Raw genomic sequence first — 15,861 nt, forward strand, 5'->3', positions numbered from 1 at the left:
CGCCGTCGACGGCCGTGGCGGTGTTACCGCGTGCGTCCTTTGCTCTGCTTCACTCCACGCGTCGGTCGTTGTCCGGATAGCGGACGCCTGGCGGTGCGCCGGTTGAAGCAGAGCAAAGGGCGTGCCGCGAGGCGGCGGTGCGCAGGAAATCCAGCGAGCGGGCGGCGACGGCGGGAGCGGCGTGCGAGTGCCGGGGCAACTCGACCGCCACCAGGCCCCGGTAGCCGATCTCGCGCAGCGCGGCCAGCACCGGCGGGAAGTCGATCTCGCCGGAACCGAACTCCAGGTGTTCGTGCACACCCCGCCGCATGTCGTCGATCTGCACGTTGACCAGGTGTGCGGCGACGTCACGGACACAGTTGGGCACCGACTGCGGCTCCAGGCAACGGCAGTGTCCGATGTCGAGGGTGATGCCGAGGCGGGCCGGCGAGCCGAGGGCCGCGTGCAGGCGACGCCAGTCGGCGATGTCCGCCACCAGCATGCCCGGTTCCGGTTCGAATCCAAGCGTCACCCCGACGGCCTCCGCCGCCTCGATCACGCTGGCGCAGCCGGCGACCAGGCGGTCCCAGGCCACCGCCGGGGAGACCGTGCCCGGCCGGACACCGGCCCAGAACGAGACCGCCTCGGCGCCGAGATCCGCGCCGATCGCCACCGCCCGGCGCAGGAACTCGATCCGGAGCGCGGGGTCGTCGTGCAGCAACGTCGGGGCGTGCTTGTGCCAGGGGTCCAACAGGAACCGCGCGCCGGTCTCGATCACCAGGCCGAGGCCGAGTTCGGCCAGCCGACGGGCGACGGCGTCGACGCGCCCCGCCAGTCCGGGCGCGAACGGGTCGAGATGGTCGTGGTCCAGGGTGAGTGCGACACCGGCGTAACCGAGATCGGCGATGACCGCGAGCGCGTCGTCGAGGCGATGGTTGGCGAAGCCGTTGGTCCCGTACCCGAACCGCAGTTCGTCGGCGGCCGTGTCGGTGCCGGCGGCCGTCATGTCGGTGAGACCTTCCGGGCCAGCCGCCGGCCCAACGGCGCGGCCGCCGCCACCGCCAGTCCGAGCAGACCGGACCCGGCGCGGGCGGTGAGCGCCCCCTGCAAGGCGGGCAGGCCGGTGATGCCGGCGCCCACCGCCGAGCGGACCCGCGCGGCGGTGGGCTCGGCCGCCACCCGCGCCTGCGCGGTGCCGTAGCGAACGGTGTACCAGGCGGCGAGGACGGCCGGCAGCGCCACCGCCGCCGCGTCAAGGGCACGCCGACCGATTCCGACGTCGCCGGTTCGCTGACCGTCGGCGCGGACCACAGGGGCGCGCCGGCCGGATTCCGCCGGACCACCGGCCCGGGTGCCGCTCGCGGTGAGCTGGCGACCGGGCGGGAGCGCGGCGCTCGCCGCGACCAGGGCGGTGCCGGCGAGGGTACGCAGCGGCAGGGCGCGGTCGGTGCCACTGACCTCCCGGCGGGACAGCGCGGTGACGGTCCAGGTGTGCGCGGCGACGGTGACCGCCGCCGGCAACGCCCGCGCCGTCCGACCCCCGGCGGCACCGAGCAGCACGTCCAGCCCCCGGCAGGTGGCCATCACGGCGGGGCCGGCGGCGGTGTTCTTGGCCGCCAGGTCGTACCCCCAGACGGCGGCGGCGAGCGGCAACGCGACGGCGGTGGCGCGCCGTCCGCCAGCTGCGGCGGCGAGCCCGACGCCGGCCACGGTGAGACCGGCGGCGAGGCCGACCGCGAGACCGGGACCGACCCGGCCGCTCGGTATCGGCCGCTCGGGGCGTTCCACGGCGTCCAGCTCGCGGTCGGCCCAGTCGTTGGCGGCCATGCCGGCCCAGTACAGCAGCACCGACGCGGCGGCGAGGGCGGGGGTACGCGGACCGAGGCTGCCGGCCGCAGCGGCGCCGGCGACCACGTCCCCGGGTACGGAGAGCGCGGCCGGGGCGCGGACCAGCTCGGCCAGATCAGCCACGCGTGGCATCGATGCCTCCGGCGTCCAGGCTGCTCGCGAACGCGCACAGCCGGGTCCACTGGTCGGCCAGCGAGTGCGTCGCGGTGCCCAGCGGATCCTTGAAGAAGAAGGCCAGATCGGTAAGCGGCCCGGTGCGGCCGGCGGCGTGCGCGGCGGCGGTGAGCCGGGCCAGGTCGAGCACGAGTGGGGCGGCCAGCGCCGAGTCGCAGCCGTGCCAGGTGAACTCCAGCCGCATCCCGGTGCCCAGGAACCCGGCGAAGGTGATCAGATCCCAGGCGGTCTTGAAGTCACCGAGTTCCTCGACGTACCCGATCCGGGTGTCGCCCTGCGGCAGGTAACCGAGCGTCTCGCCGAGCACCCGTTGCTTGCTGCGCACCTTCGCGGCGTTGGCGTCGGGATCTGCGAGGGTGGCGCCGTCACCGCCGCCGAGCAGGTTGAGCCCGGACCAGGACCGGACGGTGAGGTGACGCATCGCGAACATCGGGGCGAGCACCGACTTGAGCAGGGTCTCCCCGGTCTTGCCGTCGTGGCCGGCGTACGGCACGCCGTGGCGGTCGGCCAACGCGGTCAGCGCCGGCAGCCGTAGACCGGTCGACGGGGTGAAGTCGACGTACGGGCAGTCCGCCGCGACGGCTGCGTACGCGTAGAGCGAGCTGGGGGGCAGCACCTCGTCGGGGCCGGCGAGAGCGGCCCGCAGCGCGTCCGCGTCGGCGTGCCCGGGATGCGGGCGGGGCGCCGGTTCGGTCGCGGCCACGTTGACCACCACCACCCGGGCCAACTCGTGTCGCTGCCGGAAGGCGGTGAGATCGCGGACGAGCGCGGCGGCCCGGTCGGCCTGGGTCCCGGCGGTGGGCGCGGGGCGCAGTTCCCGTTCCACGGCGGACAGTTCCTCGGGCAGCGCGGCGACCAGGCGGGCCGGCAGTACACCGGCGTCAGCGAGCGCCTCGGCGCGCTTGGCGATCGGCGTGACGGCCACGTCGTGGCCACCGAAGACCAGGTCGGCGAAGCCCGGCAGGGCGGGGCTATTGACCCCGGGCAGTTCGGTGACGCAGCCGGTCGGCCCGGTCAGCCCGGCACGCAGCGCGAGCGCCCCGACGATGCTGGTGGTCGCGACCGAGCCACGCGCTCCCACCAGCCAGACACCTGTACGCATGGCGCTCCTTCCGGTGTCCAGAAACCGACAAGCATCGATTGCATCTTGATATCAGGAAAAAGTTGAAAAAGATACGGGTTAAGCCGATGCGCCCCGTCCGCCGCCCCCCGGTGGGTACTCGCCGGCCGGCGCCGAGGTCGGCGGCGACGACGTCGGGCCGGCGTACCGGGTGGGTCGGTCGGACGGGGCTGGCAGGCAGGGGCAGTCGGCGTCTCGCCCCTGCCTCCCCCGCATCCGGCCCGGCCGGGACGACGGTGTCCCGGTCGGACGACTCGTCGGACACGGTCCGCCTTGCGGCGGGAGTCTCCAGGTGGGTGGTCAGCGGACTGGTAGGTGGGCGGCGGCCCTCCGGTGCTGCCGGGGAATCCCGGTCCGGCCGCACCGGAGGAGCCGCATTGCTCGTGCCGCCGGTCGCCCGGGAGCACGACCTCCGGACCCGACCCGTACCGGCCACGGGGCGCAACCGTGGCCGATCCTCGCCGGTCGGCTCCGGAGGTGGTTCAGGCGGCGGCCGTCGCCATCGACGGCTCCACCGCGGCCCAGGAGGAGCCCAGCTCGGCCGAGCGGGTCACCGCGTCCAGCACCAGTTGCACCTGCAACGCCTCGACGAACGAGGGCGACGGGTCGACGCCGGTCGCCACCGCCTCGATGAAGTCGCGCATCTGGTGGGTGAAGGAGTGCTCGTACCCGATGATGTGCCCCGGCGGCCACCAGGCCGACAGGTACGGGTGCTCGGCCTCGGTCACCAGAATCCGGTTGAAACCCTGCTCGGCGGCGGGCCGGGTGGCGTCGAGGAACTCCAGTTCGTTGAGGCGTTCCAGGTCGAAGGCGACGCTGCCGAGCGAACCGTTGATCTCCACACGGAGGGCGTTCTTGCGCCCGGTGGCGAACCGCGTCGCCTCGTACGTGGCCAGTGCCCCGCCGTCCAGACGGGCCACGAAGATCGCCGCGTCGTCGACGGTGACCGGGCCGGTGGCGGCGCCGGCCCCGTCGGCCTGCGCCGCCAACCCGCTCGACTCGGCCGGCAACGGCCGCTCCTTGACGAAGGTCTCGGTCACCGCGCTGACCCCGCTGATCCGCTGTCCGGTGACGTACTGGGTCAGGTCGATGATGTGCGCACCGATGTCGCCCAGTGCACCGGAGCCCGACACCTCCTTGCGGAGCCGCCAGACCAGGGGGAACTGCGGGTCCACGATCCAGTCCTGCAGGTAGGTGGCCCGGACGTGCCGGATCTCGCCGAGCCGCCCGTCGGCGATGAGCTGACGCATCAGCGCCACCGCGGGCACCCGCCGATAGTTGAAGCCGCACATCGACCGCGCCCCGCCGGCCTGGGCGGTGGCCGCCGCAGCGGCCATCTCCCGGGCCTCGGCGACCGTGTTTGCCAACGGCTTCTCGCACAGCACGTGCTTGCCCGCGGCCAGCGCCGCCAGCGCGATCTCGGCATGGCTGTCACCCGGTGTGCAGATGTCGACCACGTCGATGTCCGGGCGGTTCACCAGTTCCCGCCAGTCCGTGGTGTGCTCGTCCCAGCCGAGCCGGTCGGCGGCGTCGGCCACCTTCCCGGCGTCCCGGCCGCAGATGAGCGCCATCCGGGCCCGCGCCGGCAGGTCGTACACCCGGTTCACGGTGCGCCACGCCTGCGAGTGCGCGGCTCCCATGAACGCGTAGCCGACCATGCCGACCCGCAGTTCGTTGTTTGTCGTGGACAAGGTGGGTCTCCCCCCGTTGTGTCAGAACCCGAGCTTGAGGTAGTTGCTCGCGTTCTCCTTGGTGATCGTTTCGGAGGCGAGGACAATCTCCTTCGGAACCTGGAGTTCCACCAGGTCGGACATGCCCCTGCCCTGGCCGATGAGGCGGGCCAGCGAGATCGCCGAGGACGCCATCGACGGGCTGTAGGTCACCGTGGCCTTCAGCACCGTGTTGTCGGCCTGGATGTCCTCCATCGCCTTCTTCGAGCCGGCGCCGCCGACCATGAAGAACTCGTTGCGGTTGGCCTGGCTGATCGCGGCCAGTACACCGATGCCCTGGTCGTCGTCGTGGTTCCAGATCGCGTCGATCTTCGGCTCAGCCTGGAGCAGCTGGCTCGCCTCCTGCTGGCCCGAGTCGGCGGTGAACCGCGCCGCCCGGCGGTTTTTCACCTTCAGGCCGTGCTGGGCCAGGGTGTCGTTGAAGCCCTGGGTACGCTCCTGGGTCAGCTCCAACTCGTCCATCCCGGCGATCTCGGCGATCACCGGGTTGCTCACGCCCTTGGCCTTGAGCTGCTCGACGATGAAGGTGGCCGCCGAGACGCCCATGCCGTAGTTGTCGCCCTTGATCTGCAGGCGGTACGCCTTGGCGTCCGGGAAGGCCCGGTCCAGGTTGACCACCGGGATGCCGGCCGCCATCGCCTCCAGCCCGAACGAGTTCAGCTCCTTGCCGTCGTGCGGCAGCAGCACGATCACGTCGGGCTTCTGCGAGATCAGGGTGGACAGTGCCGCCCGCTGGGCCGCCGCGTCCGCACCGGCCTCGACCGTCTTGAACTCCACGTCGGAGTACGCGGCGGCCTGCGACTTGGCGTTGTTGGTGATCGCGGCGATCCAGCCGTGGTCGGCGGCCGGCGCGGAGAAGCCGATGGTCACCTGCTTGCCCGGCTCGGAGTTGGCGTTGCCGTCGGCCGCCTTGGTCTGTGCCTCGGTCGGCGACTGCTCGTTGCTGGTACAACCGGCGAGCAGTACGCCGGCGCCGACGGCCGCCCCGCCGAAGAGCAGCCGGCGCCGCGACATGTCGCGACTGTGCTGGGTCATGACGACCTCCTGGTTATTCACTGGTGGGGATTTTGGGTGTACGAAGCCCGACCACCGTCGGTTGTTCGGGTGGCCCGGATGCGGTGGTGCTCAGCTCGTGGTGAGCCGGTTACGACGGAAGAACTGGGAGAGACTGCCGAACTGGATCTGCTGGATCAGGACGGCGGCGACGATGATGCCGCCCTTGACCATGTTCTGCGCCTCGGTGGAGAGGCCGTTGATGGCGAAGAGGTTGGTGATGGTGGCGAAGATGATCACACCGAGCAGGGAGCCGACGATGGTGCCCCGCCCGCCGCTGAGCAGCGTGCCGCCGATGATCACAGCGGCGATCGCGTCCAGCTCGTAGAGGTTCGCCATCGCCGCCTGGGCGGAGGTGGCCTGCGCGGTGAGCATGATGGCGGCGATGCCGCAGCACAGGCCGGACAGCGCGTACAGCAGCAGGGTGTGCAGCCGGACGTTGATGCCGGCCAGCCGGGCGGCCTCCGGGTTGCCGCCGACGGCGACGGTGCGCCGCCCGAAGGTGGTGCGGTTGAGCAACACCCAGCCTGCGGCGACCACGGCCGCCAGGATGTAGACCAGCAGCGGGATACCGAGCAGATCGGTACTGGCGATGCCGTTGATGGTGCTGTTCTGCGAGATCTGGGTCTGCTTCTGGGAGATCTCGGCGGCCAACCCGCGCGCGGCGACGAGCATGGCCAGCGTCGCGATGAACGGCACCAGCCGCCCGTACGCGATGAGCGTCCCGTTGACCAGGCCGACCGCCACCCCGACGACGATCGCGGTGAAGATCATCCCGCCGGCGCCGAAGCTCTGGGTCGCCACCGTGGTGCACCAGACCCCGGCCAGCGCAACGATCGCGCCGACCGAGAGGTCGATGCCACCACCGATGATCACGAAGGTCATCCCGACGGTGACCACGCCAACCACCGAGGCGAGCTTGAGGATGCTGAGCATGTTCGCCCAGACCCAGTCCGGGTTGGAGTACAGGTCCCAGCGGGTGGCAGCACCGATCACGAAGAGTGCCAGCAGCACACCGATCAGGGCGAGATTCCGCTTGGCGCCCTCACCGCCGTCGCCGTGCCACCAGGACAGCCCGCCGGTGGGGCCCGCCGTGGCGTGCCCCGCCGCCTCGGTCTCGGCCGGGTCCACCGGCGGCGACTGCGCCGGCAGCTTAGTCGTGGGCGGACTATCGGTCATGCCGCTGCGCCTTCCATCAGGGACCCCGCCATCACGAGGTCGAGCACGGTGGGTTCGTCGAGTTCGTCGGCGGGGGCGGTCCGGACGACCCGCCCTTCGCGCATCACCAGCACCCGATCGGCCAGGCCGAGCACCTCGGGCACCTCGCTGGAGACCAGCAGCACCCCGACCCCCTGAGCCGCGAGCTGCCGAATCACCTGGTACAGCTCGGCCCGGGCGCCGACGTCCACCCCTCGGGTGGGCTCGTCGAGCAGCAGCAGCTTCGTGTCGCCGAGCAGCCAGCGACCGACCACCACCTTCTGCTGGTTGCCGCCGGAGAGCGTGCGTACCGCCCGGCGGACGTCGCGCGGGCGCATCTCCAGGCTCTCGGCGATCCGGTCGGCCTCCGCCCGTTCCCGGCTCACGTCGGTGAAGCCGAAGCGGGCGTAGCGGCCGAAGGTGGCGAGGGTGACGTTGCGGTAGATCGGCTCGCCGAGCAGCAGCGCCTGGCTCTTGCGCTCCTCAGGGGCCATGCCCATGCCGGCCTTCACCGCCGCGCCGACGCTGCCCGGCCGCAGCGTCCGGCCGGCCATCCGCACCGAACCGGCCTCGGCCGCCCGGGCACCGTAGATCGTCTCCAGCAGTTCGGAGCGGCCGGAGCCGACCAGGCCCGCAATGCCGACGATCTCACCGGCCCGGACGGACAGCGACACGTCGGCGAACTCGCCGTGGCGGGTCAGCCCGTTGACCTGGAGCAGCTCGTCGCCGATCACGGTGTCGGCGGCGCGGTCCGGGAAGACGTACTCGATGGTCCGGCCGGTCATCCGGGAAACCAGGTCGCTGGTCGGGGTCTCGCGGGCCGGCAGGTTCGCCGCCGTGGTCCGGCCGTCCTTGAGTACGGTCACCCGGTCACCGATCTCGCGGATCTCCTCCAACCGGTGCGAGATGTAGATGACCGCGATGCCCTGCGCGGTTAGTTCGCGGATGATCCGGAAGAGGTTCTCCACCTCGTCGTGGGCGAGCACGGCGCTCGGCTCGTCCATGATGATCAGCCGCGCCTCGTGGGACAGCGCCCGGGCCATGCTGACCACCTGCTTGCCGGCCGCCGGCAGTGCCCGCACCATCCGGCCCGGTGGGATCTCGGCGTGGCCGAGCCGGCCGAGGATCTGGCGGGTACGGCTGGCCATGTGGCCCCGACGGATGAACCCGAGCCGACGGGGCTCGTGTCCCAGGAAGGCGTTCTCCGCCACCGACAGGTCATCGACCAGGTCGAGTTCCTGGTAGATGGTGGCGATCCCGGCGCGCATCGCGGCCTGCGGGTTGGCGAAGGCGACCCGGTCGCCGCGCCACTCGATGTGCCCCGAGTCCGGCCGGTGCACCCCGGCGAGCACCTTGATCAAGGTGGACTTGCCCGCACCGTTCTGCCCGAGCAGGCAGTGCACCTCGCCCGCGCGGACCTCCAGTTGCACGCCGTCCAGGGCGCGTACGCCGGGGAAGGTCTTGACCACGTCGGTCAGGCGCAGCACCACCTCGCCCGCGCCGGTGGTCGCCGGGTCCGGCGACGCGCCAGTCCCGCTCGCGATGTCCTGCCCGGTCATGCCGCCTCCCCGAACGCCAGGTCGCTGGCGAGCACCGCGGCGCCGGCCACACCGGCCCGCGGGCCCAGCTCGGAGAGCACCACCGGCAGGTTCCCGGTGGCCAGCGGCAGCGAGCGGCGGTACACGACACTGCGGATCTCGGCGAGCAGGATGTGCCCCAGTTGGGCGAGTCCGCCGCCGATCACGATCATCGAGGGGTTGGTGAAGCTGACCAGCCCGGCGAGCACGCCGCCGACCCGCCGTCCCCCCTCGCGGATGAGCTGGATGCAGGTCACGTCCCCTTCGAGCGCCCCGGCGGCGACGTCGAGAGCGGTGACCGAGCCGTTGGCCTCCAGCCGTTCGGCCAGGGCGGGTGAGGTGCCGGCCCGCGCGGCGGCGGTGGCGTCCTTGGCGAGGGCCGCCCCGCTGAAGAGCGCCTCCAGGCAGCCGGCGTTGCCGCAGGAACAGATCGACCCCTGCGGGTCGACCTGGATGTGGCCGATGTCGCCGGCGCACCCGTCGGTACCCCGGTAGACGTCGCCGCTGAGGTAGATCCCGCAGCCGATACCGGTGCCGATCTTGACGAAGAGAAAATCGTCGACCGAGTGGGCCACGCCGCCGTGCCGCTCGCCGATGGCCATGATGTTCACGTCGTTGTCCACCACCGCCGGGCAGCCGTGCTCGCGGGTGAGCAGTTCACGGACGGGGAAACGGTCCCAGCCGGGCATGATCGGCGGCGAGACCGGCACTCCGTCGCGGAAGCTGACCGGGCCGGGCACACCGATACCGACCGCGTCGAGTCGCTCGTAGACGCCGTCGACCCGGGCCTTGTGCAGCAGCTCGTTGACGCGCTGGAGGATCGCCTTCGGGCCGGACCGGATGTCGGCCGCCTCCGCGTACGCTGCCACCGGCTCCAGCCGGCCGTTGACGACCTCGACGTCGATCGAGCTGGCACCCAGGTCGACGGCGGCGAAACGCAGCTCGGGGCTCAGTTCGACAAGCGTCGACCGACGCCCGCCCCGGGAGGCCGCCTTGCCCGCCTCCGCCACGTAGCCGAGGGCGACCAGCCGCTCCAGTTCGGCGAGCAACCGGGGCCGGGGCATCTCCAGACGGTCGGCGAGTTCGGCCCGCGACAGCGCTCCCTCGTCGCGTAACAACCGCAACAACCGGACGTGCAGGGGGTCGGCGTTGGGCACGGGCTCACCTCTCCCACCGGGGGTGTTCACATCGACGAAATGCCGACGTGTGGTGCCCGACACAGTAGGAGGCTTCAGTGCACCCTGTCCAGACCTTAGAACCAATCTGTGCCCAACTTTTGCTGGATCTAGCAAAAGCTACCCGCGGGTCGACACCATGCCCGAGCCGCAGGCCAGCACCCCCGCCGCAGCCAATCCATCGACCCTCGTCGCACCAGCAGACGCACGACGACAGGTGTCGAATGACATGCGTCCGGGCGAGGACATTGCGCAAATCCGTCCGGCCAGCCCGGCCCATAAACAGAAACGCCAGTCAATGTAGTCGCGTCACACCGATTGACACCGAAGGTAGCGCCCCGACCAGACACGGGGGAATACCGACGACACGTTCGTTGACGATGCGCACCCTCCTCGGGTCCGCACACAGGGCGGAAATCCACGAACACGGGCCATCGGGCGACGGCTGTAGCTTTGTAGGCCACGCTACTGGTCACCCCAGCCGCCCGAGCCGATGCGGCACCGTCGACCACCGCGGGCAGCGCACCGTCAGCCGACCGCAGGACGACCCCAGGCGAGCTCTCTGAGCTGCTGCGATCCTCCACCAGCGAGACGTGACGCCGCTCGGCAACTGCGCCGCTGGGGTCTTTTGCGGAGAGGTGAAGAACTGGCTCGGCAGGTAGTTGAAAATCTCCGGGAACTGGCCTTCAAACACAAAGACGATGATGCTCCCGGCCGGGCAGGGCACCGCTTCCGATTCCAGCTACCACTACGATTTCCGAAACACCGACGGGTTCCAGGTGCCGAGCGGCTACATTTATTGCGACAAGATTGGCAGCACCTATCGTCCCGGCTGGCACCGGGTCAGGGACTACCAGGAAATCACGCTCAACGCCTGGTGTCTCGTCTCGGCCTGCGGCTGACAGTCAATCGCAGTACGCAGCTGAGATCGTCGCCGTGCCCCAGCGCTCCCGAGGCACGGCGACGACCCTCAGCCGGCACGCCCGCCACCTTCCTTCGAGCGCAGCTTGCGATCGTCGCGCAACTCAACGTAGGGCTCCCGGTCGACCGGCCGGAGGCCGCCGCTGATCGCCCGCGCCCGCGCCAGCTCGGCATCGAGTTCCGCACCGAACAGGATCGCGATGTTGCTCAACCAGAGCCAGACCAGGAAGATGATCACCCCGGCCAGCGCCCCGTAGGTCTTGTTGTACGAGCCGAAGTTGCCGACGTAGAAGGCGAACAGGCCGGAGACCAGCAGCCAGATCAGCACCGCCAGCACCCCACCCGGGCTCACCCAGCGGAAGCCGCCCTGGCGCGCGTTCGGCGACGCCCAGTAGAGGATGGCGAACATCAGGCTGACCAGGAGCAGCAGCACCGGCCACTTGGCGATGTCCCACACCGCCACGGCCGTGCTCCCCACCCCCAGCGCAGCGCCGACCTCCTCGGCGAAGCGGCCGGTGAAGACCACGATCACCGCACTGGCCAACAGCATCACACCGACCAGCGCGGTGACCCCCACCCGGATCGGCAGGGTCTTCCAGATCGGTCGCCCCTCCGGCACGTCGTAGATCGCGTTGGAGGCACGCATGAAGGCGGCGACGTAACCGGAGGCGGACCAGAAGGCGGCGAGCAGACCGATGATCGCGGCGATACCGGCCAACCCGCCGTTCTGCTGGGCCTGCTCGATCGCGGCATCGAGGATCATGCGGATGTTCTCCTCGGGCACCGACTCCGCGACGGTGTCGCGTACCGTCCGGGTGGCCGCCGCGCCCAGCAGGCCCAGCAGCGAAACCAGCACCAGCAGGCCCGGGAAGATGGAGAGCACCCCGTAGTAGGTGAGTGCCGCGGCCCAGTCGGTCAGGCTGTCGTCGCCGAACTCGCGCACCGTCCGGCGCACCGCCGCCAGCCACTCGCCCCGCGACAACCGGCCCGGATGTGCCGGCGGGTCACTTGCCTCGCGCCCTACCGGCACCTGGTCGCGGTCGGCACCCGACTCGTCCCGCCGCCCCTCGCGGTCACGGTCGTCCGGCCGCTCCGCGCGGGCGCGGGCGGCACCCGACTCGTCCCGCTGCCCCTCGGGGGCGGTGTCGAGCCCCGGGTCACGCCGGTCTGGACGGGAAGACTCCTCGGAGGCCATCGCCTCTCCCCTCGGCTCCGCTCGGTGCTGGTTGAGGAGACATGCCCAGCGACCGACGTGAAGTAACCCCACCGGGCAGCCGCTCGCCCGGCTGGCCCGAAGCCTCGGGCCAGGGTGCGAGACGGTCGGCGCGGTTCCGGTTTCGGGCAGACCCGGGAAATGCGCCTACGATGCTTCCCATCCACCGGCTCAGACGAATGCGATCACTGCGGGGAATTGGTCGTGCCTCGCCCGCCGGGATCGGCCCACCGGCCGGCGATGCGCCCCGGGACCGGCCGCGTCAATCTTCCGGAGGACGTCGAGCAGGCGACAACCCAGCCGGTTCGGAGCGACACCTACCGTAGTTGCATACACGGAGAGTAATCACTCGACTAGATTTTCTAGTCGACAAATCCGCCCGCAAGATGCCCGCTAACCCGATAAAACGGACAGCTGTCGTTGCCCTCTCCGGCGACCAGCCCTACCTCCATCGGCACGTCCGGGCCAATCATGAACGCTATTCTTAATTATTGCCGCGACGCATGACTTGAAAGAATGTAAAGTCACTCAGCGAAGCGATGTGCGACTATGTCCCCCAACGTGGAGTCAATTCGCGTATCGTCCCCCCTCGTGTCGGCTATCCGATTCACCGAAGATTCCGGACCTGAGCGTCGCGGCGGACACAGCCGAGTCGCGGAGGCGGAGGCACCCGCCGTCGGGACCGATCCGGTCCAGATCGATCCGGTCGACATCGCCGGGCGGTTCGAGGACGAGAAGCCGGGTCGGGTGCTGACCGGACCAATCGCTCTCGCACTGACCGCGGCCACCCTGGCGATCAGCCTGCTGGCGCTCTGGCAGGTGTTCCGGCCGCTGGCCCAGGGCAGCAAGTACTACCTGATCTTCTTCCTCGCCGGCGTACTCCCGTTGGTCTTCCTCGTCTACCCGGCCGACCTGCGGCCGCCTCGCCGCCTGCGGGAGCTGTTCGCAGGTCGAGCCTCGTCGGCGTCGGCACCCGACGCGACCGGGTCCGGCGGATCCAGGCCGACCGGGTCCGGGCCCAGCCGGGTCGACTGGTTAATGGCCGCCGCGGCGCTGGCCGGCTGCCTGTACCCGGTGCTGCCGATCGCCCTGGCCGGCGGTGGCGGCGGCTACGACGCCTTCCTCGACCGGCAGGGGCTGCTGGTCGGGATGGACGTGGCGATGGGCAGCGTCCTGCTGTTCCTGCTGCTGGAGGGCTGCCGACGCACCACCGGCTGGATCCTGCCCGCCGTCTGTCTGCTCTTCCTCGGCTACGGCTACTACGGGGGACTGCTGCCACAGACCTGGGCGGTGGCGCACGCCGGGCTGGACTTCGGGCAACTGGTCGACGCCTTCTACAACTCCGACAGCGGCTTCTACGGCACCCCGCTGGACGTGGCCGCCACGTACATCGTGCTGTTCACCATCTACGGGGCGGTGCTCGATCTCTCCGGCGCCGGCCGGTTCTTCGTGAACCTGTCCGCCGCGGCGTTCCGGCGCTCGCGCACCGCCGCCGGTCGTACGGCGGTGGCCTCCGGCTTCCTGCTCGGCACCGTCTCCGGCTCCGGTGCGGCGACCACCGTCAGCATCGGCGCGGTCACCTGGCCGATCCTGCGCCGTGCCGGGTACCCGGCGGAACGGGCCGGCGGCATGCTCGCCGCAGCCGGCGTCGGTGCCATCCTGTCCCCACCGACGCTCGGCGCGGCGGCCTTCATCATCGCCGAGTACCTCGGCGTGTCCTACCTCCAGGTACTCGGCTGGGCGGTGGTGCCGACCGTCCTCTACTACCTCGGCATCGTGCTCTCGGTGGAGATCGACGCACGCCGCTCCGGAGTGCGGGCGGCATCCCTCGCAGCCGGTTCCGCCTGGCGGCTGCTGGCCCGGTCCGGGTATCACTTCGCCTCGCTGTTCGCCATCGTCGGGCTGCTCGCCGTCGGGCTGTCGGCGACCCGTGCCGTGGTGCTGGCCACCGTCCTCGCGATCGTCCTGTCCTTCCTGGACCGCAGTCACCGGCTCACCCCCGCCCGACTGGTCGCGGCGCTTTCCAACGGCGTACGCGGAGTCCTCGCCGTCACCGTCGTCTGCGCGGCGGCCGGCGTCATCACCGCCACCACCACCAAGACCGGGCTCGGTCCGCAGGCCGCCGCACTCCTGGTCGGCGCCGCGAGCGCGGTCAGCTCCGAGCCGGCCGTGGTGCTCGCGCTGACCGCGCTGCTCGCCGCCGTCGCGCTCAGCCTGCTCGGCCTGGCGGTCCCGGTGACCGCGTCGTTCGTGATCGGCTGGGTGATCATCGGGCCGGCGCTGCTGGACCTCGGGGTCAGCGCTCCCGCCGCCGCCATGTTCGTCTTCTACTTCGCGGTGCTGTCCGAGGTGTCGCCGCCGACCGCGCTCGCCGCCGTCGCCGCCGCCGCGGTCACCGGTGGACGACTGGTGCCGACCATGTGGCACACCCTGCGGTACGCGCTGCCGGCGTACCTGATTCCGCTGGCATTCGTGATCACCCCGACCGGGCTCGGCCTGCTCGGCATCGGCGGCCCCCGGCGGATCCTCGTCGCGGCCGTTGTCACGGCCCTCGGTGTCGCGGTGCTGGCCGTCGCGGCGGGCGGCTGGCTGCCCGGCGTCGGCGCGGCGGGCGCGCCGGAACGCGTCATCGGCGGTGCCGCCGGACTGACGCTGCTCTGGCTGCAACCCGTGCCCGTCGCGATCGGTGCCGTGCTGGCCGGCGTCATGGCGGTGGGCGTGTTCATACGACGCGGATCCGCCGGCCCCTCCGGCGGAACGCGAGCCGGATCACCGGCATGACCCAGGAAGGAGACACTGTGGGACGGATCAACGCGCGGCTCGTCGCCGGGGTGGGAGTCCTCACCCTCGTCGCCGCCGGCGCCGCCGGTTGCGGAGGCCGCCAGGACGCCGCGGCCACGGACGACACCGCGAGCGCCGTCACCTGTGAGGTGGCCGAGAACACCCGGGTGGGCATCGCCACCGGTAACGCCACCGGCGTCTACTACGTGGTCGGCAACGCCCTGGCCGGGCAGCTTGCGGACAGCACCGGCGGCCGGTTGACCGGCACCGCAGCCGAGACCGGAGCATCGGTCCAGAACATCGAACAGCTCGTCGGTGGCCAGTACGACGTGGCCTTCTCGCTGTTCGACACGGCCGTCAACGCGGTGGAGGGCAAGGACAGCTTCAGCGCACCGCAGCCGGTCGAGGCGCTGGCCCGGATCTACGACAACTACACCCAGGTGGTCGTCCGGGCCGACGCGGGGATCAACTCGGTGGCCGACATGCGCGGCAAGAAGATCTCGACGGGCTCCCCCAAGTCCGGTACCGAGGTCATCGCGAACCGGCTGCTGGAGGCCGCCGGCCTGAACCCGGCCACGGACGTCCAGGCCCAGCGGCTCGACCTCACCAAGACCGTGGAGGGCGTCAAGGACGGCACCGTCGACGGTTTCTTCTGGTCCGGCGGGCTGCCCACCGGCGGCCTCACCGACCTGTTCACCACCGCTGGTGACAAGGTCAAATTCATCGACATCACGCCGTTGCTGCCTAAGATGAGCGAGCTGAACCCCGCGTACCAGGCCGGCATGATCGGCAAGGACGTGTACTCCACAGTGGCGGACACCCCGACCATCGTGGTCCCGAACGTGCTGCTCGTCCGCAAGGACCTCGACGCCAACGTGGCCTGCGCGATCACTCGGACCGTGTTCGAGAAGAAGGACGCGCTGGCCCAGGCCAATCCCGCTGCCAAGGGCATCGCCCTGGACACCGCCCGCAAGACCGACCCGGTCGGTCTGCACCGGGGCGCGGCCAAGGCGTTGCAGGACCTCGGCGCGAGCTGACCGACGGCGGCCGGGCCGGCACCTCCCCTCCGGCCCGGCCGCCCCTACCTCGGGAG

The 15,861-nt window shown here is 71.1% G+C and carries 12 protein-coding genes; 3 read left to right on the forward strand and 9 right to left on the reverse strand.

The window, feature by feature from the left end:
* Positions 1-49: 49 nt before the first annotated feature.
* The 8 genes from ACN26Z_RS24515 to ACN26Z_RS24550 form a co-directional block, all read right to left on the reverse strand.
* Entirely contained in the window at positions 50-985 is a 936-nt protein-coding gene (locus tag ACN26Z_RS24515) for a sugar phosphate isomerase/epimerase family protein (protein WP_421463548.1), read from the reverse strand.
* Positions 982-1,959 carry an SCO3242 family prenyltransferase gene (locus ACN26Z_RS24520; RefSeq protein ID WP_282237204.1) on the reverse strand — a complete coding sequence of 326 codons (978 nt, stop codon included), beginning with the start codon at positions 1,957-1,959 and terminating at the stop codon, positions 982-984. The genes ACN26Z_RS24515 and ACN26Z_RS24520 overlap by 4 nt, the downstream gene beginning before the upstream one ends.
* Positions 1,943-3,103 carry an inositol-3-phosphate synthase gene (locus tag ACN26Z_RS24525; RefSeq protein WP_421463549.1) on the reverse strand — a complete coding sequence of 387 codons (1,161 nt, stop codon included), beginning with the start codon at positions 3,101-3,103 and terminating at the stop codon, positions 1,943-1,945. The genes ACN26Z_RS24520 and ACN26Z_RS24525 overlap by 17 nt, the downstream gene beginning before the upstream one ends.
* 500 nt (positions 3,104-3,603) lie before the next feature.
* Positions 3,604-4,779, reverse strand: a complete 1,176-nt coding sequence (locus ACN26Z_RS24530) for a Gfo/Idh/MocA family protein (protein ID WP_421464713.1) — start codon at positions 4,777-4,779, stop codon at positions 3,604-3,606.
* 54 nt (positions 4,780-4,833) lie between these two features.
* Complete coding sequence (locus ACN26Z_RS24535) at positions 4,834-5,886, reverse strand: substrate-binding domain-containing protein (protein ID WP_421463550.1); 1,053 nt, start codon at positions 5,884-5,886, stop codon at positions 4,834-4,836.
* Between the two features lie 90 nt (positions 5,887-5,976).
* The gene (locus ACN26Z_RS24540) at positions 5,977-7,083 is read right to left on the reverse strand and encodes an ABC transporter permease (RefSeq protein WP_282237201.1); all 1,107 of its coding nucleotides are present in this window, start codon (positions 7,081-7,083) and stop codon (positions 5,977-5,979) included.
* Positions 7,080-8,660 (reverse strand): sugar ABC transporter ATP-binding protein, encoded by a 1,581-nt coding sequence (locus tag ACN26Z_RS24545; RefSeq protein WP_421463551.1) that lies wholly within the window; start codon positions 8,658-8,660, stop codon positions 7,080-7,082. Before ACN26Z_RS24545 ends, ACN26Z_RS24540 begins: the two co-directional genes overlap by 4 nt.
* Positions 8,657-9,835 carry an ROK family transcriptional regulator gene (locus ACN26Z_RS24550; protein ID WP_093401396.1) on the reverse strand — a complete coding sequence of 393 codons (1,179 nt, stop codon included), beginning with the start codon at positions 9,833-9,835 and terminating at the stop codon, positions 8,657-8,659. The genes ACN26Z_RS24545 and ACN26Z_RS24550 overlap by 4 nt, the downstream gene beginning before the upstream one ends.
* A gap of 719 nt (positions 9,836-10,554) precedes the next feature.
* Here ACN26Z_RS24550 and ACN26Z_RS24555 point away from each other — a divergent pair.
* Entirely contained in the window at positions 10,555-10,755 is a 201-nt protein-coding gene (locus ACN26Z_RS24555; RefSeq protein WP_282237199.1) for a hypothetical protein, read from the forward strand.
* A 68-nt stretch (positions 10,756-10,823) separates the two neighbouring features.
* On the opposite strand, the gene ACN26Z_RS24560 is transcribed toward ACN26Z_RS24555, so the two are convergent.
* Positions 10,824-11,969 carry a YihY/virulence factor BrkB family protein gene (locus ACN26Z_RS24560; RefSeq protein WP_421463552.1) on the reverse strand — a complete coding sequence of 382 codons (1,146 nt, stop codon included), beginning with the start codon at positions 11,967-11,969 and terminating at the stop codon, positions 10,824-10,826.
* A 714-nt stretch (positions 11,970-12,683) separates the two neighbouring features.
* Between ACN26Z_RS24560 and ACN26Z_RS24565 the strand changes: the two genes are divergently transcribed.
* Both ACN26Z_RS24565 and ACN26Z_RS24570 read left to right on the forward strand, forming a co-directional pair.
* A complete protein-coding gene (locus ACN26Z_RS24565; protein ID WP_421464714.1) occupies positions 12,684-14,768 on the forward strand; it encodes a TRAP transporter permease in 2,085 nt (694 codons plus the stop codon).
* A gap of 17 nt (positions 14,769-14,785) precedes the next feature.
* Positions 14,786-15,805, forward strand: coding sequence for a TAXI family TRAP transporter solute-binding subunit (locus ACN26Z_RS24570; protein WP_282237197.1), 1,020 nt, complete (start codon positions 14,786-14,788; stop codon positions 15,803-15,805).
* Positions 15,806-15,861 lie beyond the last annotated feature (56 nt).

Source organism: Verrucosispora sp. WMMD703 (assembly GCF_049178935.1).
GTDB classification, from domain to species: Bacteria; Actinomycetota; Actinomycetes; order Mycobacteriales; family Micromonosporaceae; genus Micromonospora; species Micromonospora sediminimaris.

Excerpts from the sequence above, each read along its gene's own strand:
- ACN26Z_RS24515 (WP_421463548.1), bottom strand. The coding sequence starts at position 985 with ATGACGGCCGCCGGCACCGACACGGCCGCCGACGAACTGCGGTTCGGG.
- ACN26Z_RS24520 (WP_282237204.1), bottom strand. The coding sequence starts at position 1,959 with ATGCCACGCGTGGCTGATCTGGCCGAGCTGGTCCGCGCCCCGGCCGCG.
- ACN26Z_RS24525 (WP_421463549.1), bottom strand. The coding sequence starts at position 3,103 with ATGCGTACAGGTGTCTGGCTGGTGGGAGCGCGTGGCTCGGTCGCGACC.
- ACN26Z_RS24530 (WP_421464713.1), bottom strand. The coding sequence starts at position 4,779 with ATGGTCGGCTACGCGTTCATGGGAGCCGCGCACTCGCAGGCGTGGCGC.
- ACN26Z_RS24535 (WP_421463550.1), bottom strand. The coding sequence starts at position 5,886 with ATGACCCAGCACAGTCGCGACATGTCGCGGCGCCGGCTGCTCTTCGGC.
- ACN26Z_RS24540 (WP_282237201.1), bottom strand. The coding sequence starts at position 7,083 with ATGACCGATAGTCCGCCCACGACTAAGCTGCCGGCGCAGTCGCCGCCG.
- ACN26Z_RS24545 (WP_421463551.1), bottom strand. The coding sequence starts at position 8,660 with ATGACCGGGCAGGACATCGCGAGCGGGACTGGCGCGTCGCCGGACCCG.
- ACN26Z_RS24555 (WP_282237199.1), top strand. The coding sequence starts at position 10,555 with ATGATGCTCCCGGCCGGGCAGGGCACCGCTTCCGATTCCAGCTACCAC.
- ACN26Z_RS24560 (WP_421463552.1), bottom strand. The coding sequence starts at position 11,969 with ATGGCCTCCGAGGAGTCTTCCCGTCCAGACCGGCGTGACCCGGGGCTC.